17 protein-coding genes are annotated in these 18,438 nt (G+C 56.2%); 6 read left to right on the top strand and 11 right to left on the bottom strand.

Annotation, left to right across the window (positions count from 1 at the left end; genetic code table 11):
* Positions 1 to 8: 8 nt before the first annotated feature.
* Genes RSQ48_RS08590 through RSQ48_RS08580 form a run of 3 tightly spaced genes read right to left on the bottom strand, consistent with a single transcriptional unit; the run spans position 9 to position 2,828 of the window.
* Positions 9 to 1,052: a type I glyceraldehyde-3-phosphate dehydrogenase gene (locus tag RSQ48_RS08590; RefSeq protein WP_336579524.1), complete on the bottom strand. Its 1,044-nt coding sequence runs from the start codon at positions 1,050 to 1,052 to the stop codon at positions 9 to 11.
* 12 nt (positions 1,053 to 1,064) lie between these two features.
* Positions 1,065 to 1,853 carry an SDR family oxidoreductase gene (locus RSQ48_RS08585; protein WP_003800026.1) on the bottom strand — a complete coding sequence of 263 codons (789 nt, stop codon included), beginning with the start codon at positions 1,851 to 1,853 and terminating at the stop codon, positions 1,065 to 1,067.
* 3 nt (positions 1,854 to 1,856) lie between these two features.
* Positions 1,857 to 2,828, bottom strand: a complete 972-nt coding sequence (locus RSQ48_RS08580) for a D-2-hydroxyacid dehydrogenase (RefSeq protein WP_003800028.1) — start codon at positions 2,826 to 2,828, stop codon at positions 1,857 to 1,859.
* Positions 2,829 to 2,981: 153 nt separating this feature from the next.
* Between RSQ48_RS08580 and RSQ48_RS08575 the strand changes: the two genes are divergently transcribed.
* Positions 2,982 to 4,892, top strand: a complete 1,911-nt coding sequence (locus RSQ48_RS08575; RefSeq protein WP_131071791.1) for an alpha/beta hydrolase family protein — start codon at positions 2,982 to 2,984, stop codon at positions 4,890 to 4,892.
* A 60-nt stretch (positions 4,893 to 4,952) separates the two neighbouring features.
* Positions 4,953 to 5,567, top strand: a complete 615-nt coding sequence (locus tag RSQ48_RS08570) for a glutathione S-transferase family protein (RefSeq protein ID WP_039942985.1) — start codon at positions 4,953 to 4,955, stop codon at positions 5,565 to 5,567.
* 246 nt (positions 5,568 to 5,813) lie between these two features.
* Here the strand turns inward: RSQ48_RS08570 and RSQ48_RS08565 are convergent, their stop codons facing one another.
* The 6 genes from RSQ48_RS08565 to proC form a co-directional block, all read right to left on the bottom strand.
* Positions 5,814 to 6,515: an ABC transporter ATP-binding protein gene (locus RSQ48_RS08565; RefSeq protein ID WP_003800034.1), complete on the bottom strand. Its 702-nt coding sequence runs from the start codon at positions 6,513 to 6,515 to the stop codon at positions 5,814 to 5,816.
* Positions 6,516 to 7,280 (bottom strand): high-affinity branched-chain amino acid ABC transporter ATP-binding protein LivG, encoded by a 765-nt coding sequence (gene livG / locus RSQ48_RS08560; RefSeq protein WP_003800036.1) that lies wholly within the window; start codon positions 7,278 to 7,280, stop codon positions 6,516 to 6,518.
* Positions 7,277 to 8,500: a high-affinity branched-chain amino acid ABC transporter permease LivM gene (gene livM / locus RSQ48_RS08555; protein ID WP_039942987.1), complete on the bottom strand. Its 1,224-nt coding sequence runs from the start codon at positions 8,498 to 8,500 to the stop codon at positions 7,277 to 7,279. Before livM ends, livG begins: the two co-directional genes overlap by 4 nt.
* Positions 8,500 to 9,429, bottom strand: a complete 930-nt coding sequence (livH, locus tag RSQ48_RS08550; protein ID WP_003800042.1) for a high-affinity branched-chain amino acid ABC transporter permease LivH — start codon at positions 9,427 to 9,429, stop codon at positions 8,500 to 8,502. The genes livM and livH overlap by 1 nt, the downstream gene beginning before the upstream one ends.
* Positions 9,430 to 9,533: 104 nt before the next feature.
* On the bottom strand, positions 9,534 to 10,655 hold the full coding sequence (locus tag RSQ48_RS08545) for a high-affinity branched-chain amino acid ABC transporter substrate-binding protein (protein WP_415302349.1): 1,122 nt from the start codon (positions 10,653 to 10,655) through the stop codon (positions 9,534 to 9,536).
* Between the two features lie 323 nt (positions 10,656 to 10,978).
* A complete protein-coding gene (gene proC, locus RSQ48_RS08540; protein ID WP_131071790.1) occupies positions 10,979 to 11,830 on the bottom strand; it encodes a pyrroline-5-carboxylate reductase in 852 nt (283 codons plus the stop codon).
* A gap of 166 nt (positions 11,831 to 11,996) precedes the next feature.
* On the opposite strand from proC, the gene ugpB reads away from it, so the two are divergent.
* The 4 genes from ugpB to RSQ48_RS08520 all read left to right on the top strand — a co-directional run bounded on the left by ugpB (position 11,997) and on the right by RSQ48_RS08520 (position 16,345).
* Positions 11,997 to 13,304, top strand: a complete 1,308-nt coding sequence (gene ugpB, locus RSQ48_RS08535; RefSeq protein ID WP_059317629.1) for a sn-glycerol-3-phosphate ABC transporter substrate-binding protein UgpB — start codon at positions 11,997 to 11,999, stop codon at positions 13,302 to 13,304.
* A 186-nt stretch (positions 13,305 to 13,490) separates the two neighbouring features.
* Complete coding sequence (ugpA, locus tag RSQ48_RS08530) at positions 13,491 to 14,375, top strand: sn-glycerol-3-phosphate ABC transporter permease UgpA (protein WP_003800049.1); 885 nt, start codon at positions 13,491 to 13,493, stop codon at positions 14,373 to 14,375.
* A 21-nt stretch (positions 14,376 to 14,396) separates the two neighbouring features.
* Entirely contained in the window at positions 14,397 to 15,239 is an 843-nt protein-coding gene (ugpE, locus tag RSQ48_RS08525; protein ID WP_003800051.1) for a sn-glycerol-3-phosphate ABC transporter permease UgpE, read from the top strand.
* A gap of 20 nt (positions 15,240 to 15,259) precedes the next feature.
* A complete protein-coding gene (locus RSQ48_RS08520; protein ID WP_003800053.1) occupies positions 15,260 to 16,345 on the top strand; it encodes a sn-glycerol-3-phosphate import ATP-binding protein UgpC in 1,086 nt (361 codons plus the stop codon).
* Between the two features lie 75 nt (positions 16,346 to 16,420).
* On the opposite strand, the gene RSQ48_RS08515 is transcribed toward RSQ48_RS08520, so the two are convergent.
* Together RSQ48_RS08515 and RSQ48_RS08510 are read right to left on the bottom strand one after the other, a co-directional pair.
* Complete coding sequence (locus RSQ48_RS08515; protein ID WP_003800055.1) at positions 16,421 to 17,545, bottom strand: branched-chain amino acid ABC transporter substrate-binding protein; 1,125 nt, start codon at positions 17,543 to 17,545, stop codon at positions 16,421 to 16,423.
* 155 nt (positions 17,546 to 17,700) lie between these two features.
* Positions 17,701 to 18,168 carry a Dps family protein gene (locus RSQ48_RS08510; RefSeq protein WP_039943084.1) on the bottom strand — a complete coding sequence of 156 codons (468 nt, stop codon included), beginning with the start codon at positions 18,166 to 18,168 and terminating at the stop codon, positions 17,701 to 17,703.
* Positions 18,169 to 18,438: the final 270 nt, after the last annotated feature.

Genomic DNA, 18,438 nt, shown 5'->3' with positions numbered 1-18,438 from the left:
AGGGGTGTTCACGGCTGGCGCAAAAAGCGCGCAGCCCACACACAGGCAATATCGACCATGCGGTTGGAGAATCCCCATTCGTTGTCAAACCAGACCAGCATATTGACCAGCCCGTCCCCATTGGTTCGGGTTTGCGAACCGTCCACCACACCAGAGTGCGGGTTGTGATTGAAGTCGATCGAAGCATGGGCCTGATCGGAGTAGTCCAAAATACCCGGTAAGCGTTGCGCCGCCTGCTGAAACAGGCGGTTGATTTCGTCCCGACTGGTGTCGCGCTCCAGGTTGACCATCAGATCAATCGCAGACACGTTCAGAATTGGCACGCGAATGGACTTGGCCTGTACCTTGCCCTTGAGCTGTGGCAAGAGACGCTCCACCCCAGTTGCCAGGCCCGTAGAGACCGGAATCATGGACTGCAGAGCCGAGCGGGTACGGGCCAGATCGCTGCTGTGGTAGCCATCAATCATGGGCTGATCGTTCATCACCGAATGCAGCGTACTTAAAAAAGCGTGACGAATGCCGAACGTTTTATCCAGCTCGGCCAAGACCGGAATGATGGCATTGGTGGTGCATGAAGCGTTGGAGACAATACGCTCATCGCCCTGCAACTGCTCATGGTTAATGCCCAGCACAGCGGTGAAATCGACGTCATGAGCGCTGTTGCCCGGATTGGAGAGCAGCACACGCGGGCATCCAGCATCCAGAAACTGCTGCAGCCCCGCACGGCTGCCAAAAGCGCCACTGCATTCGATCAGCATATCCAGCTCCAGGGCGGCCCAATCAATCGCTTTGGGGTCGGTTTCGTGCAGCACTCGTATGGCGGTGCCGGCCACAATCAGCTCGTGCTCATTGTGCTCTACCGGCGCCGGAAAGACGCCGTGGGTCGAGTCAAAACGGGTCAGGTAGGCCATGGTGGCAATCGTAGCTGGCTCGTTGATGACGACGACTTCAAATTCCTGGCGTCGTGGAGATTCGTAAATGGCACGCAGCAGGCAACGGCCGATGCGGCCATAGCCATTGATCGCGATGCGGATGGGACGAGGTAGCGGCATGATCGGAGAAACTCAGAAAGTAATGGAAAATCCGCCGTCTACAACCACAATATGGCCATTGACATAGGAGGCAGCCGGTGAGGCCAGAAACACAGCGGCAGCGCGGATTTCATCCGGCCTGGCCCACCGCCCCAGGGGGTTGCGGCCAACTACCAGCGGGCCTTTGACCGGGTCCTGGGCCAGAGCCGCATTGCTCTCGGTGGCAAAGGTGCCGGGGGCGATGCCGTTGCTGGTAATGCCCTGCCCGCCAAATTCTACCGCCAGCGCTCGCACCATCCCTGCCAGTCCCTGCTTGGCAACGGGGTAAATGGCGTCGCCTGGTCGAGCCAGGGGGCCAGCGATGGAGGTCAAGGTAACAATACGACCTTGTCGGGCTTGGGCTTGCAGCATGGCCTGGGCGGCGTACTTTGATAGTTTCAGCGTCGCCAGCAGGTCTACCTGCAGCAAATGCTCAATATCGTCCCAGGCCGCCTCCTGCAAGCTGCTGCGCAATCGCACGCCGACATTGTTCACCAGAATATCGGGCGTGCCGACGCGCTGACATAGGGCCTGGTAAGAGTCAGGCAAGGCGTCCAGATCGGCCAGATCCTGTTCCCAGGTATCGACCTGGGCACCGGCGGTTTTCAATTCCTCGGCAATCGGCAGGAGCTTGCTGGCGTGACGGCCATGCAGAATCACATGGGCGCCGTGAGCGGCGTAGGCACGGGCTATGTCCAGGCCCAGGCCGGCGGACGAGCCGGTAACCAGAGCGCAGCGACCGGCCAGGGAAAAATTGGCTTGATAGGAGCGTAAATCAGTCATTATTTACAGCGTATGGCGTGCTTGGCCACGATGGAAAGCCGCAATGTTGTCGATCAGCTGGTTTGCCAAAGCCTGCATAGCTTCCTGACTGGCCCAGCCTATGTGCGGTGTCAAAATGTAATTGGGTAAGTCTAACAAGCGCATCAGGGTATGGTCAGCGGGTGGCGGCTCGGGCGTGCAAACATCAATCCCTGCGCCTCCCAGCCAGCCTTGTCGCAAGGCGTGTTCCAGCGCCTGATTGTCAATCAGTCCGCCACGGGCAGTATTGATCAGTAAGGGACGGCGGGGGGCCATGCGTTCGAATTCGGCCATACCCAGCATGTTCTGCGTGTCAGCGGTCAAGGGGCAATGCAACGAGAGAATGTCGGCTTGTTCTAGCACTTGCTCAAAGGGCAAGCGGTCATCGGCATTGCTAACGATGGTCTGACCACGGCGCTGCGCAAAGATGACTTTCATCCCCAATGCTCGGCCCATGGTGGCGACGGCCTGACCCAAAGAGCCTGAGCCAATCACACCCAGGGTGGAGCCGGCCAGATCGCGGATGGGATAGTCGAAATAACAAAACTGCTGGGCTTCTTGCCAGCGTCCTTCCTTGACGGACTGGCGGTAGGCGCAGATATTACGACGCAAGGCAAAGATCAGTGCAAAAACGTGTTCTGGGACACTGCGTACGGCATAGTCGCGGATATTGCTGACCACAATCTGACGTTCGTGGGCGGCATCAAGGTCAATGTTGTCGCTACCCGTGGCGGCCAGTGCGATCATTTTCAAGTGGGGCGCGGCCTGCATATGCTCGCGTCGCAGCGCCACTTTATTGCTGATGACAATGTCGGCATCAGCAATACGTTCGGCCACTTGATCGGGAGCCGTACGTCCGTACACTTGCAGTTCATGCTTAAAGGGAACCTGCGGCAGCTTGACGCTGTCAGACAGTGTTTCCCTATCCAGAAAAACGATACGAGTCAAAGAAGTCATGCCTGTCCTTGTCCTGAGCGGTAGCGGTACGTTGCGGCCCTATTATCAGCGGGTTCTTGCCTTTGCTTGGGATCACCATCCGATATAGTAATGGGATTGATGCAGGCTTGTCCCTGGTCTCCTTCCATAACCCTGTTTTATAGGTTCGTGCTTATGCTCTTGTCCCTCTTGCTTTCTTTGGGCGCGCATGCCCTGGTACCGGAGAACGTCGCCAGCGTCACTCCTCCCCTGTACGACATTCGGGATTTTTTTCAGAACCCCAAACGCAGCGGTTTCCGGATTTCTGATCAAGGGCGCATGATCGGCTTTATGGAGCCGGTCAAGATCGACGGACATCCCGCTCGTCAGAATATTTTTGTGCAAGAGCTGGAAGGCAGTGAACCGGTCGGCGAGCCTCGTCGCGTGACCGCCGAGCATCAACGCGATATTGCCGAGTACTTCTGGAAAGGCGACGAGACCGTAATTTACGCCAAGGATGTCAATGGCGACGAGAACTATCACGTTCTGGCCGTCAATGTGAATACGGGCAAGATCACGGACTTGACGCCTTTGAAAGGGGTGCGAGCGGGCGTGCAAGATGATTTGCCCGATGATCCGGACCATATTCTGGTCTCGCACAATGGTCGCAACCCGGAAGTCTTTGATGTCTACAAGGTCAACGTGCTGACCGGTGAAAGCACGCTGGCGGCCGAGAATCCGGGAGATGTGCTGGGCTGGAGCACGGACCATCAGGGCCGCGTACGCCTGGCCATGGCCATTTCCGGTGTGGATTCCGAACTGCGTTATCGTGACAGCGAATCCGAGCCCTTCCGCAGCATTTTGCAAACAGATTTCCGCACCGAAGTCAGCCCCCTCTTTTTTCACGCCGATAACCAGCGCTTTTATGCCCTGAGCAATCGTGGGCGTGACACCTTGGCATTGGTCTTGATTGACCCTGCCAGACCCGACGTGGAAGAGAATGTTTATGAGCTGCCCGATTACGACCTGATGGGGGCCGGGTATTCACGCCTGCGTCAGGTGCTGACGTCGGTGGATTACTATACCGACAAGCCCGGTCAGCATTTCTTTGATGAGCAAAGCGAGAAAATTCACGCCGCGATCGCCCGTCAATTGCCGGGCTATGAAATCAGCGTGCAGTCCATGACACGCGACGAGAAGAAAATGATTGTGGCCAGCTACAGCGACCGCAACCCTGGCTCGCGCTATTTGTACGATGTGGACAGCAACAGCCTGCACAAGCTGGCCGTCATCAATAGTGCTTTGCCGGAAAGTGATATGGCGGTGATGCGGCCCATCGAATTTACGGCCCGCGATGGCATGAAGATTCATGGCTACTTGAGCCTGCCTTTGGGTGTGCCCAGCCGCGACCTGCCGGTGGTCATCAATCCGCACGGGGGGCCTTGGACGCGGGACTATTGGGGCTTTAACCCCGAAGTCCAGTTCCTGGCCAACCGTGGCTACGCTGTTTTGCAGATCAACTTCCGTAGTTCGACCGGTTATGGTCGCAAGTTCTGGGAAGCGGGCTTCAAACAATGGGGGTTGAGCATGCAGGACGACATTAGCGATGGCGTTCAGTGGCTGATCGATCAAAAGATTGCTGACCCCAAACGCATTGCTATTTACGGTGCCAGCTACGGTGGTTACGCGACCTTGGCCGGTATTGTCAAAACCCCTGACTTGTACGCAGCGGCAGTGGACTATGTAGGCGTGTCCAATCTTCTGACCTTCATGAACACCATTCCGCCCTACTGGAAACCGATGCTGGTGAAGATGCATGCGATGGTGGGTGATCCCGTCAAAGACAAGGAGCTGCTGGAAGCCAATTCGCCTGTTTTGCATGCCGACAGGATCCGCACCCCGTTATTTATTGCCCAGGGTGCCCACGACCCACGGGTGAACAAGGCAGAAAGTGATCAAATGGTAGAGGCCTTAAAGGCTCGCGGCGTGGATGTGGAGTATATGGTCAAGGACAACGAAGGCCACGGCTTTCACAATGACGAGAACAAGTTCGAGTTTTACGAACGCATGGAGCGCTTCCTGGCCCGCCACCTTCAAGCTCGATAGTTTTGGAGTGGCGCGATGAGCTCGCGCCATTTGTTTACCGCACTTTTGGAAAGAGAACGTATGAAACTGTATTACATGACAGGCGCTTGTCCTTTGGTGACCCGCATCGCACTGGAGTGGATCGGCACGCCGTTTGAAGCTCAGCGCGTCAGCCGCGACGAGCTGCAGCAAGAGGCATTCTTGAAGCTGAACCCTAACGGGGCCGTGCCGGTTCTGGTCGATGGTGATTTGGTCCTGACGCAAAGCATCGCTATTCTGGAGTACCTGAACGAAAAATTTCCTCAGGCCAATCTGCTGGGCAACACCATCGAACAACGCTTTGAGGCCCGCCGCTGGTTGGCGTTCCTGAATGCCGAAATCCACCGCAACGTAGGTGTCATGTTTGGTACGCATCGCTATGCAGATCAGGAATCGACACAGGCCGAAATCAAAGCCAAGACAGCCGTCCTGCTGACCAAGCAGCTTGGTGTGATCGACAAGCACCTGGAAGGCAAAGAAACCCTGTCGGGTTCCTTGTCTGTGGCTGATGCTTATCTGTACGTGGTGCTGCGCTGGGCGGGTCTGATGAAGCTGGACCTGTCAGGCATGAAGAACCTGAACGCTTTCTTTGCTCGCATGGAGCAGAACGAAGGTGTGAAGGCGGCGCTGCGTGGTGAAGGCTTGTTGAAGGATTAAGTTGTATAGCAGCTAGCGATTCAGGCGTTCAGGGGATACGGCCGTGCTTTACTCCCCTGACACTGTGGGCAGGAATGTCGACGGCTTTTAGCGTTGGTGCCGCCATCCTTGTCCCTGCTGACTCTCCGAATAAAAAACCTGAATCCAGCTCAAGCTGAGATTCAGGTTTTTTTTACAGCCCGTCAATTAAAGCGATACTTCAAATGCGCGGTGCGGTACGGCGCTGAGGCTATGAGGGCTGGCTGTTTACGCGCCCAAGTACGCCTTGCGAATATCCGGATTGGCCAACAGATTGGCCCCGGTATCCTGCATCACCACCTTCCCGGTTTCCAGCACATAGCCACGGTCTGCGACTTGCAGGGCCTTGTTGGCGTTCTGCTCGACCAGGAACACCGTCACGCCTTCATCGCGAATGGTGCGGATGATGTCAAAGATCTGCGCGATGATCAGCGGAGCCAGCCCCAGCGTCGGTTCATCCAGCAAGAGCAAAGAGGGTTTGCTCATCAGGGCACGACCAATAGCCAGCATTTGCTGTTCACCACCGGACATGGTCCCGGCACGCTGGGAGGCGCGCTCTTTGAGACGGGGAAACAGTTTGTAGACATGCTCTTCCCCTTCTTCGATCTCGCTGCGGTTCAGAAAGAAACCGCCCATCTTCAGGTTTTCCGACACGGTCAGGTCCGGAAAGACGCGGCGGCCTTCCGGGGAAATGGCGATGCCTTTGCGCATGATGCGGTGCGTGTCAGCGTGCGTGATGTCCTCGCCCATGAAGCTGATGCTGCCCGAGCTGGCTCGGGGCGAACCGCATACCGTCATGAGCAAGGTGGTTTTGCCTGCGCCGTTCGCGCCAATCAGGGTGACGATCTCGCCCTGATTGACGTCCACGCTGACTTGGTCCAGCGCCTGAATCGCGCCGTAATGGGTAGATACGGAGTCCAGCTTGAGCACTTATTCTTCCCCCAGATAGGCTTTGATGACGCGCGGATCATTGCGCACTTCTTCAGGTAGGCCGGTGGCAATGGGTTTGCCATACTCCATCACCAGAATCCGGTCCGATACGCCCATAACCAGGCTCATATCGTGCTCGATCAGCAAGACGGCCACGCCAAATTCGCGACGCAATTGGTCGATCAGAGCCTGCAGGTCACGTTTTTCCTGGGGGTTCAGGCCGGCAGCCGGTTCGTCCAGCATCAACAGGCGCGGCTGGGTAATCATGCAACGCGCGATTTCCAGGCGGCGCTGGTGACCGTAGGCCAGGTTGCCGGCCTCGCGATTGGCCAGGTCAGTCAGCCCCATGAAATCCAGCCATTGCACGGCACGTTCTTTGGCCTGCTTCTCGGACTGTTTGTATCGTGACAGATTCAGCAGCCCCGACAGGAACCCGGCCTTGAGCTGGCTGTGCTGGGCAACGAGTAGGTTCTCCAGCACGGTCAGCTTCTTGAACAGACGCACGTTCTGGAAAGTGCGCACCAGCCCTTTCTGAGCCACTTTGTGGCTGGGCAGGCCGTGAATGGGCTGACCTTCCAGAGTGACCGAGCCGGAGGTGGGATTGTAAAAACCGCCTACGCAGTTAAACACCGTAGTCTTGCCTGCCCCGTTGGGCCCGATGATGGCAAATACCTCGTCTTTGGCCACATCAAAGCTGACGGAATCCACCGCCAGCAAGCCGCCAAAACGCATGGACAGGTCTGATACTTGCAGTAATGGACTCATGTGCGCAACTCCACATGAGGACGCTGCACAGGCAACAAGCCCTGCGGACGCCATACCATCATGGCCACCATGACCAGACCAAAAATCAACATCCGATACTCCGCAAACTCTCGGGCCAGCTCAGGAACCACGGTCAGCACAATGGCCGCCAGGATGACGCCGATTTGTGAACCCATGCCACCCAGCACCACAATGGCCAGGATCAGGGCGGATTCAATAAAGGTGAAAGACTCTGGATTGACCAGACCCTGACGGGCAGCGAAGAATGCCCCGCCAAAGCCGGCAAACATGGCGCCCATGGTAAAGGCAGACAGCTTGATGGTGGTCGGGTTCAGCCCCAGCGAACGGCAGGCAATCTCGTCCTCGCGCAAGGCTTCCCAGGCACGGCCAATGGGCATACGCACCACGCGGCTGGAGACCAGCAAGGTAATCAGGGCCAAAGCCAGGGCCATCAAGTACAGATACACCACCACGTCCTGGTTGCTGAAGGTCCAGCCCATCAAGTCGTGGAACGTGGTCTGCCCTTCTGGCGCACGACGCGCCATGGGGAAACCGAATACGGTTGGCTTGGGTATGCCGGAAATACCGTCAGGGCCGCCGGTCAGGTCATACATATTGATGAGCAAGAGGCGGATGATTTCGCCAAAACCCAGAGTGACGATGGCCAGATAGTCGCCACGCAAGCGCAGCACGGGGAAACCCAGCAGAAAGCCAAACAGGGCCGCCATGCCACCAGCCAGCGGCAGTGCTTCCCAGAAGCCCCAGCCTGCGTAGTGATAGAGCAAGGCGTAGGTGTAGGCACCCACCGCGTAGAAACCCACAAAACCCAGGTCCAGCAGGCCGGCAAAGCCCACCACAATGTTCAAGCCCAGACCGAGCATGATGTAGATCAGCACCAGGGTGGCAATGTCCACCTGGGCTCGACCGCCAAAAAAGGGCCAGACCACGGCGCAGGCAATCACGATATACAGCAGAATCTTTTTGTGCTGCATGCTTAGCGTCGGCAGTGTCCAACGGCTTTCTCGCACTTTGGTGCGATTGACGTTGGGCCGGATCAGCTGAACCACAAATACCAGGGCCATGCCAATCAGGACGATCTGCCAATCGCTCTCCAGATGGGTAGTCATTCCGGAGCGCACAATTTGCAGCCCAAAGACGGGAGCCACAATGATGCCTGCCAGAACAGCGGCGATAAATGCATTGCTAAAGCGGTTCATCATCAGACTTTCTCCACCTCGGGTTTACCCAGCAGGCCCGTGGGGCGGAACAGCAGGATAAAGACCAACAGCAAAAAGGCCACGATGTCCTTGTACTGCGACGAAATAAAGGCAGCCGCAAAGGTTTCTGCCAAACCCAGCAAGACACCACCCAGCATGGCGCCAGGGATGCTGCCAATCCCGCCCAGCACGGCGGCGGTAAAGGCTTTGATGCCGGCGATAAAGCCAATAAAGGGGTTCAGTTTGCCAATCGCGGTGGCAATCAGCACGCCGCCCACGGCGGCCAGCATGGCACCGATGATGAAGGTAAAGGAAATGATCTTGTTGGTATCAATACCAAGCAGATTGGCCATGCGCAAGTCTTGGGAACACGCGCGCGAAGCCCTCCCCAGTCGCGAATACTTGATGTAGAGGCTGAGCATGATCATCAGCACCACGGTCACGACGATAATCATGACACGCGAGTATGGCGCTGTAACGGTAAAGCCGTCCGAGCCCAGGCTGAACTGGAAGGAACCCGACAGCAGCGTTGGTACGGCCATGTCGCGCGCGCCCTGACCCAGGGCCACCCAGTTCTGCAGAAAAATGGACATGCCAATGGCCGAGATCAGCGGAACCAGCCGGGGGCTGCCACGCAACGGCGCATAGGCGACTTTTTCAATCGCATAGCCGTAAACGGCGGTTACCAGGATGGCAACCAGCAACATGATAAGAATGATCAGCCAGATGGGCAGACCCGAGCCTACGCCAATCGCAGTCAGGGTCACCAGCCCGACATAGGCGCCGATCATATAGATCTCGCCGTGGGCAAAGTTAATCATTCCGATAATGCCATAGACCATTGTGTAGCCGATGGCGATCAGTGCATAAATAGCGCCCAAGGATAATCCATTGAACAGCTGTTGCACGATCTGAGGGAGTAAATCAGACATGCTTGTTTTTTTCCGTTGAGTCCGTCGTTTTGTTCTGAGGCTTTGTGGGCATCCAAAAGCAATGCCCCCGTTCTTCATAAAGAGCGGGGGCACATCATCCAGTCTTATTTCTCAACTAGATCAAAGTTGCCATCTTTATCCCACTTGAAAACGGCAAATTCGAAGTGCTTCAAATCACCCTTGGCGTCGTATTCTACCTCGCCAATGGCGGTATTGAACGCATTTGCGTGCATGTAGTCCGCGCCCTTGGCCGAATCCTCGCCGACGGCGTTGATCGTATCGGCAATAATTTGTACTGCCGCATAGGCCGGGAACGTGAAGGCCCCGTTAGGGTTGCGCTTGTATTTGCTGAAGTTCTCCATCACCTCTTTGTTGGCCGGCATCTTGGTGAAGTCAGTTGGCAAGGTCACCAGCAATCCTTCCACTGCCGGGCCGGCAATGGCGACCAGGTCACGGTTGGCAACGCCTTCCGGTCCCATGAAGGTGTTTGTCATGCCCTGCTCACGAGCCTGACGCAGTAACAGACCCAGTTCGGCGTGATAGCCGCCAAAATAAATCAGGTCTGGATTGACGCCCTTGAGCTTGGTGATCACGGCTGAATAATCGCTGTCACCGACGTTGATGCCTTCGTACATGACGATGTTCATGTTCTTTTTCTTGAGTGCGTCACGCACTTGCGTGGCCACGCCCGAGCCGTAGGTTTGCTTGTCATGCAGCACGGCGATGCTCTTGGGCTTGAGCACTTCAGCAATGTAGTCGGCCGCAAAAGGGCCTTGCTGGTCATCGCGCCCGATGGTGCGGAAAAAGTAATGAGGTTTGATGGTGTCGGTCACCAGCGGCGAGGTGGCGCCGGGAGTAATCGCCACAATCCCTTCCTGTTCGTAGATGTTGACAGCTGGTACGGTCGTGCCCGAGCACGCATGGGCGACGGCGAACTTGGCGCCGGAGTTGACCACGCGGTTGGCAGCCGGTACGGCCTGCTTGGGTTCACAGGCATCGTCAATCAGAACGGCCTCCAGCTTTTTGCCCTTGACCCCCCCTGCTGCATTGATCGCGTCAATCGCGGTCAAGGCACCGGCCTGGATCTGGTCCCCGTATTGAGTCGATGGGCCGGTCATGGGTTGAGGAATACCGATTTTGATGGTGTCCGCCGCGTAGGCGGTACCCATGGCCATTACCGTGGCCAGGGCGGTCAGAGCGGGGGTAAAGCGTCGAGTAAAGGTCATAGCAGCTGTCTCCCGAGGCCGGGGTCTACCGGCATTGCTTTTTAGAAAGTGCTTTTTCTGGTGCCTGGATAATCGTTGTTCTGCACCAGGGGAACCCATTTTGGGGTAGCCGCCTAAACGTTGTCACTTCGTATAAGCCCTAGCGCCGCGCAACGGTGTTTTCCGAATAAGCCTGCTTTGTTAAAAACCTGTTTCCTGAAAATACCTCGCCTGTTCAAGGCCTTATGGCTAAAAGACAAAAAGCATCCCGGAGGATGCTTTTTGTTTTGCCTGTTCAGGGCGCCCGATTAATTCCGCTTGGGGTAAAGAAAATCAAGCAGGTATCAGGAAAACTCTTTAGCCAGTTCACCGGCCCGCAGTTTGGCAGCCTTGACCGCTTGTTGTACCAGTGGCGTAAAACCCCCTTCGTTAAAAACAGCCAAAGCTGCAGCCGTGGTACCGCCCTTGGAGGTGACCCGCTCGCGCAAGACGGAGGGCGCTTCGGGAGACAGGGTTGCCAGCTGGGTGGCTCCATGCAAGGTCGCCAGTGAGAGCTGGCGGGCCTGTTCGGGCGACAAGCCCTGCTCAATTCCGGCTTTGATCAAGGCTTCGATGAACAAAAAGACGTAAGCTGGGCCACTGCCCGAAACGGCGGTGACGGCATCAATGGCTGCATCGTCCTCAACCCAAACCACCTCGCCAACGGACTTCAACAATTGCTGAGCAATGGATTTGTCGCTGTCATCCACCTGTTCCAGAGCCATCAGACCGGTAATGCCACAGCCAATAAAGGCCGGCGTATTGGGCATGCAGCGGATAACACGCTGGTACGGCTTGCCAGGCTCACCCAGCCACTGGGCCAGCGCGGTGGCGGGGATACCGGCAGCGACACTGATCACCAAGGTATCGTCCTGCAGATAGGGTTTGCAGGCCAGCACGGTCTCTTTCATGACCTGGGGCTTGACGGCGAAAACCCAGATACGTTGCCTGGACAGGGCCGGACCGGGCTCATGGGCGATGTGTACGCCTTGCTGGGCCCAGGACTCCAGGGCGGGCGGGTAGATATCGATTGCCAAAACGTCCGAGCCGCCGCAGCGTTTCCCGATCAAACCAGCGGCCAGCGCGCTAGCCATATTGCCTGCGCCGATAAACGCCAGCTTAAAAGAGGTATCGTGTGGATTCATCATCGCTCCCATTTAAAATCTGTCCTCTGACACGTTTTCTTAGCGTTTGAGGGTAATTAGTCATTGCTTATATGACGAACCCATGGATACATTCACGAGAGCGTCATAAACAAGTCATAAGCTTGAGTTTTAAAACCTGCTACACCTTAGCGGCACCTTTTATACAGGAGAAAACCTGATGCGAACAAAACTATTTGCTCTGTCTCTGGCCGGTCTGATTGCTTCGATTGGCACTGCGCAAGCGGCCACGGAAATTCAGTTCTGGCACTCAATGGAAGGAGCCTTGGGCGAACGGGTTAATGCATTAGTCAAAGACTTTAACGCATCTCAGTCGGACTACCAGGTTAAGGCTTCGTATAAAGGCAATTATGGCGAGTCCATGAATGCTGGCGTGGCCGCTTTCCGGGCGGGAAATGCACCCGATATCCTGCAAGTCTTTGAAGTGGGCACAGCCACCATGATGGCAGCCAAAGGCGCTATTCAGCCCGTTCAGGAGATGTCCGAAAAAGTGGGCAAACCGATCAACCCCGCTGATTTTCTGGGCGCTGTGGCCGGCTACTACTCCTCGAACGAGGGCAAGCTGATCTCCATGCCGTTCAACAGCTCCACTCCCGTGCTCTACTACAACAAGGATGCGTTCAAAAAGGCTGGCCTGGACCCCGAAAACCCACCCAAGACCTGGCAGGAACTGCATGCCACCGCCAAAAAACTGCGTGAGTCCGGTCAGGAGTGTGGCTATACCTCGTCCTGGCCATCGTGGATTTTGCTGGAAAACTTTGCGGCCTGGCACAACATTCCGTATGCCAGTGAAAACAACGGCTTTGGTGGCCCCGGTGCCCGCCTGCAGCTGGACAATCCGCTGTTTCTCAAGCATATGACCTTCCTGGCGGATATGTCCAAGGACGGCTCCTTCTCGTACGGCGGTCGGGGTGATACGGCCAACGCCCTGTTTACCAGCGGCAAGTGCGGCATGTTTACCGGCTCCAGCGGCAACCGCGCCAACATCATCAAAACCGGCGAGTTTGAGTTTGGCACCAGCAGCCTGCCCTATTACAGCGATGTGCAAGGCGCCCCTCAGAACTCCATTATTGGTGGCGCCTCCCTCTGGGTATTTGCCAAAAAGTCGGATGATGTCTACAAAGGCGTTACCGAATTCTTCCAGTTCATCTCCAGCCCTGAGCAGGCTGCTGCCTGGCACCAGAACACCGGTTATGTCCCTGTGACCAAGGCCGGCTTTGAAAAGACCAAGGAGTCTGATTTCTACGCTAAAAACGTAGGTGCGGATGTGGCGGTCAAACAGCTCGATGCCAGCACGACCGATAACTCCCGCGGTATCCGACTGGGTTATTTGCCCCAGATTCGCGATATCGAGGACGGTGTGATGGAACAGATTTTTGCAGGTAAAGTCACGCCTGAAGAAGGTTTGAAAGCCATGCAAAACCGTGGCAATGAACTGCTGGAGCGCTTTGAAAAGAGCGTGAAGTAAGCCGGGCCCGCCTTTGTGCGGGTGGTTTACAATCGAGCGTATGAGCGCAGCGCCTGACGACGTTCCTTCCGGCCCCTGGCCCCACTAAACCGTCAGCAGGCCGTCCTGGCTGCTCATACGCTTTTCGTTTCACCTGAAATCTGTCCACCCTGATGGTGGCGCTCCTTTCCCCTTGCGCGCGAACCTATGGAAAAACGTGTCGTCTTTCGTCATAAGACACTTCCCTACCTGCTACTTGCTCCGCAGCTGGCCATTACTGTGATCTTTTTTTTCCTGCCTGCCGGGCAAGCGCTGTGGCAGGCTTTTCATTTGGAAGATCCGTTTGGTCTGTCCTCGCAGTTTGTCGGCCTGGCCAACTTTACCGAGCTGTTCAGCAGTACGGAATACAGGGCCTCGTTCAAGACGACCGCCGTGTTTTCCCTTGCCGTGTCCGTTCTGGGCCTGGTGGTGGCGTTGCTGTTGGCGGTAATGGCAAATCGTGTGGTGCGTGGCGCCCTGCTGTATCGCAGCCTGCTGATCTGGCCTTATGCCGTGGCAACCGCCGTGGCCGGTGTGTTATGGCTATTTCTGTTTTCGCCGTCCGTGGGGATTGTGGCGGTTTTTCTGCTGGAGCAGGGCTTTGAGTGGAACCCGCGTTTGAATGGTAACGATGCCATGTTGCTGGTGGTGATTGCCTCGGTGTGGAAACAGATCTCTTACAATTTTTTGTTCTTTCTGGCGGGTCTGCAAGCAATCCCTCGCTCTCTGATTGAAGCAGCCGCCATGGACGGTGCCGGGCCAATGCGCCGTTTTTGGGGCATTGTGTTTCCCCTGCTGGCGCCCACGACCTTTTTCCTGTTGGTCGTCAATATTATTTATGCCTTCTTTGATACGTTCGCCATCATTGATGTCGTCAGCCAAGGCGGCCCAGGTGAAGCAACGTCGATCCTGGTCTACCGAGTCTATAACACCGGCTTTCGAGGCCTGGATATTGGCTCCTCGGCGGCTCAGTCCGTGGTGCTGATGGCGATTGTGGTGGCACTGACCGTGATTCAGTTCCGCTACATCGATCGCAAAGTGACGTACAGCTAATGCGCAGCAAGGAACATAGTCATGGTTGAACGACGCCCTCTTCTCGATTTTTTCACGCATCTTATCCTGATCCTGGGGGTGATCGTGATCGCCCTGCCCCTGTACATCACCTTTGTGGCCTCGACCCAGACCAGTGCCGAAGTGGCCCGTGCGCCCATGTCGCTCTGGCCGGGCTCGCACATGGTGGAGAACTACCTGACCGCCTTGCAAGGCACGGCGACCAATTCTCCGCCCGTGGGCCGCATGCTGCTGGTCAGCATGGTGATGGCGCTGGGCATTGCGGTTGGCAAGATCATTATTTCCATGCTCTCGGCATTTGCCGTGGTGTATTTCCGCTTCCCCTTTCGCATGCTGTTTTTCTGGATGATTTTCATCACCCTGATGCTGCCTGTGGAAGTGCGAATCATGCCCACTTACAAGGTGGTGGCCGATTTGCAATTGCTCGATAGCTACGGAGGCCTTATTTTGCCTCTGATCGCCTCGGCAACGGCCACCTTCCTGTTTCGCCAGTTCTTTCTGACCGTGCCGGATGAGTTGATCGAGGCAGCGCGTATTGATGGGGCTGGCCCGATGCGGTTTTTCAAGGATGTGTTGCTGCCTCTATCCAAAACCAGCATTGCCGCTTTGTTTGTGATTCAGTTCATTTACGGCTGGAACCAGTATCTGTGGCCGTTGATTATCACCACCAAAGAGGATATGTACCCGATTGTGGTCGGTATCCGGCGCATGATTTCCGGTGGTGACAGCGTGACTGAATGGAATGTGGTGATGGCAACGGCCCTTTTGGCGATGATCCCGCCCGCACTGGTGGTGATGCTGATGCAAAAATGGTTCGTCAAAGGTCTTATCGACTCTGAAAAGTAATTCTCTACAGGCTTTATTGAATGGCTAGCTTACGATTTGAAGGCGTCAAGAAAACCTACCCGAACGGGACGGTCGTTATTCACGGCATTGATGTGGACGTGAACGATGGCGAGTTCGTGGTCATTGTGGGCCCTTCCGGCTGCGGGAAATCGACCTTGATGCGTATGGTGGCAGGCCTGGAATCCGTTACGGCGGGCCAGGTTCTGATTGACGGTAAAGTAGTCAATGATCTGGAACCGGCTGAACGCGACATCGCCATGGTGTTTCAGAACTACGCCCTCTACCCTCATATGTCGGTCTTTGACAATATGGCCTATGGTCTGAAGATCCGGAAATTCTCCAAGGACGAGATCAAGCAACGGGTCAATGCGGCGGCGGCCATTCTGGAGCTGGGTGCGCTGCTTGAGCGGCGTCCCGGCCAGCTATCCGGTGGTCAGCGCCAACGGGTGGCGATGGGGCGTGCGATTGTGCGTGAGCCCAAGGTGTTTCTGTTTGATGAGCCGTTGTCAAACCTGGATGCCAAGCTGCGAGTCCAGATGCGCCTGGAAATTCAGAAGCTGCATCGTCGCCTGAAAACCACCAGTCTGTATGTGACGCACGATCAGATTGAGGCCATGACCTTGGCTGAGCGCATGATTGTGATGAACCAGGGCATGCCCGAGCAGATCGGCACTCCGGTCGAGGTGTTTGAAAAACCGGCCTCGGTGTTTGTGGCCACGTTTATTGGCTCGCCGCCCATGAACCTTTTACCGGTGCAAGTGAGCGAGCAAGGTCAGATTCTGCAGGACAATGGCCAGTCTGTGCAGTTTGGCCCTGAGATGGTGCCTGCCTCCGTCCGAGGCCGCAAGGTGTTTTTGGGCATTCGCCCTGAACACATCAGGCTGCATGTGCCGGGTGTGACGACGCAAGTTGAAATGGTCGAAGTTCTGGGCTCCGAGCAGCTCTTGCATCTGGGTTGTGGCGACTACCGCATTATTGTGCGCTGTCCGATTGAACAAACGCGCGAGTATCCGATTCAAATTGGGGAGGCCATCCAGATTGGTCACATGCCCCCCCACCCTTTGCACTGGTTCGATCGCGAGACGGGGTTGCGCATTGATGCCTGAATGGGCTTGGGCGCAAAACCTTAATAAAAAAAACCGACCTTCGGGTCGGTTTTTTTTGCACACAAGTATCAGAGATTACTTGCCGTAGACCGATTTGCTACCGTCTGCGTGCCAGCTGAACACATCAAATTTGAAATCGTTCAGGTCGCCCTGCTTGTTCCAGCTGATAAGACCGATAGGTGTTTTCACACTGTTGGCATGCAGGTACTCTGCCACCTTGACGGGGTCGTCAGCGCCAGCGCCCTTGATGCCTTCGGCAATAGCCAAGGTGGCAGCATAGGCGGACAACTGGAACGCACCGCTAGGATCGCGCTTCTTGTCCTTGAAGGCTTGTACGATGGCCTGGTTGTCGGGATCTTGCGAGAAGTCCGCAGGCAAGGTCAGCAGCATACCTTCCACGGCCTTGCCGGCAATGGCGTTGATATCGGGGTTGCCTACCCCTTCTGGGCCCATGAAATGAACTTTCACGCCTTGCTCAGCTGCCTGACGCAGCAACAGCCCCATTTCGGGGTGATAGCCGCCAAAGTACACGAAGTCCACACCTGTGGATTTCAGTTTGGTGATTACAGCCGAGTAATCACTGTCGCCCGCATTGATCCCTTCGAACAGGACCACGTCCGTACCGGCTTTTTGCAGTTCAGAGCGGACCGAGGCGGCAATACCCTGACCGTAGGACTGCTTGTCGTGCAGCACCGCTACTTTGGTGGGTTTGATCTGTTCCAGAATGAACTTGGCAGCAGCCGGACCTTGCTGATCATCGCGACCGATGGTGCGCAGGATCATTTCATAGCCTTTGCCATCGGTGACCGCAGGAGCCGTAGCCGATGGGGTGACCATCAATACGCCTTCGTTGTTGTAAATGTCCGTGGCCGCGATGGTCGCACCCGAACACACGTGGCCGACAACATAATGGATCTTGTCATTCACGATACGGTTAGCGGCGACAGGCCCTTGCTTGGGTTCGCAGGCGTCGTCAACAGTGACCAGTTCGAGCTGTTTGCCCAGAACGCCACCGCTGGCATTGATCTGTTCGATGGCTGTGTCGACACCTTGTTTGACCATATCGCCGTATTGGGTGACCGAGCCTGTAAAAGGGCCCGCCAGCGCGATACGGATATTGTCAGCGTGAGCAGCACCGGACAAGAGCAGACCCGTTGCCAGGCTCATGGCCGCTGCAACAGGAGTGAAACGAATTTTCATAGAAAACACCTCCGTGAATATGCAGGAAAGCATACACCGATAACGAGGCTTTATGCCTGCCTTGTGACCCAATTCAGGGTTTTCTATAGTGGAAAAAAGAAGGGCCACCTCGCGGCGGCCCTTTTTCTTGCGCTTGGACAGCGACAACGAACGAATTACTGCAGCAAACTGCGCAGCATCCAGGCGTTTTTCTCGTGCACGTCCAGACGCTGGGTCAACAAATCAGCCGTGGGCTGGTCGTCGGCAGAGTCGGCGCGATCAAAAGCCGTACGGGCGGTACGAGCCAGCGCCTCGTTACCCTTGACCAGCAATTCGATCATGGTGGTGGCATCCGGCACGGAAGTGGGCTGCGTAATCGAGGAGAGCTTCTGGAATTCGGCGTAGGTGCCTGGCGCGTAATGACCCAACGCGCGGATACGCTCAGCGATGTCGTCCAGAGCCTGCCACAGTTCCGTGTACTGGGTCATGAACAGCTCGTGCAGAGTCTTGAACATGGGGCCAGTGACGTTCCAGTGGAAGTTGTGTGTCATCAGGTAGACGGTATAAGAGTCGGCCAGCACCTTGGACAGCTCATTGACCACCGCAGCACGATCTGCCGTGGAAATGCCGATATCAATCTTCAGCGCGCTGCTGGTGGACGTCGCGGGGGCAGCGGTTTTGGTGGCGGCCGGTTTTGCAGCCGCCGGTTTACGGGCGGCGGCGGGTTTGGCCGCCGCTGTAGCAGGCTTTTTGGCGACGGCCTTTTTAGCAGTCACTTTCTTGGCGGGGGCCGGTTTTGCTTCAGCCTTTGCATCGGCTGCAACTGCGACCTTGGTATCAGTGTTCGGGGCTTCTTCGGCCTTGTTGACCTTGGCGGTTTTACTCACTGCTTTCACGGCTTTTGCCATAGTGGA

Source organism: Alcaligenes sp. SJTW-7 (assembly GCF_047716895.1).
GTDB classification, from domain to species: domain Bacteria; phylum Pseudomonadota; class Gammaproteobacteria; order Burkholderiales; family Burkholderiaceae_B; genus Alcaligenes; species Alcaligenes ammonioxydans.
The sequence above is the reverse complement of the archived record's forward strand: the minus strand, read 5'-3'. Positions and strand labels throughout refer to the sequence as shown.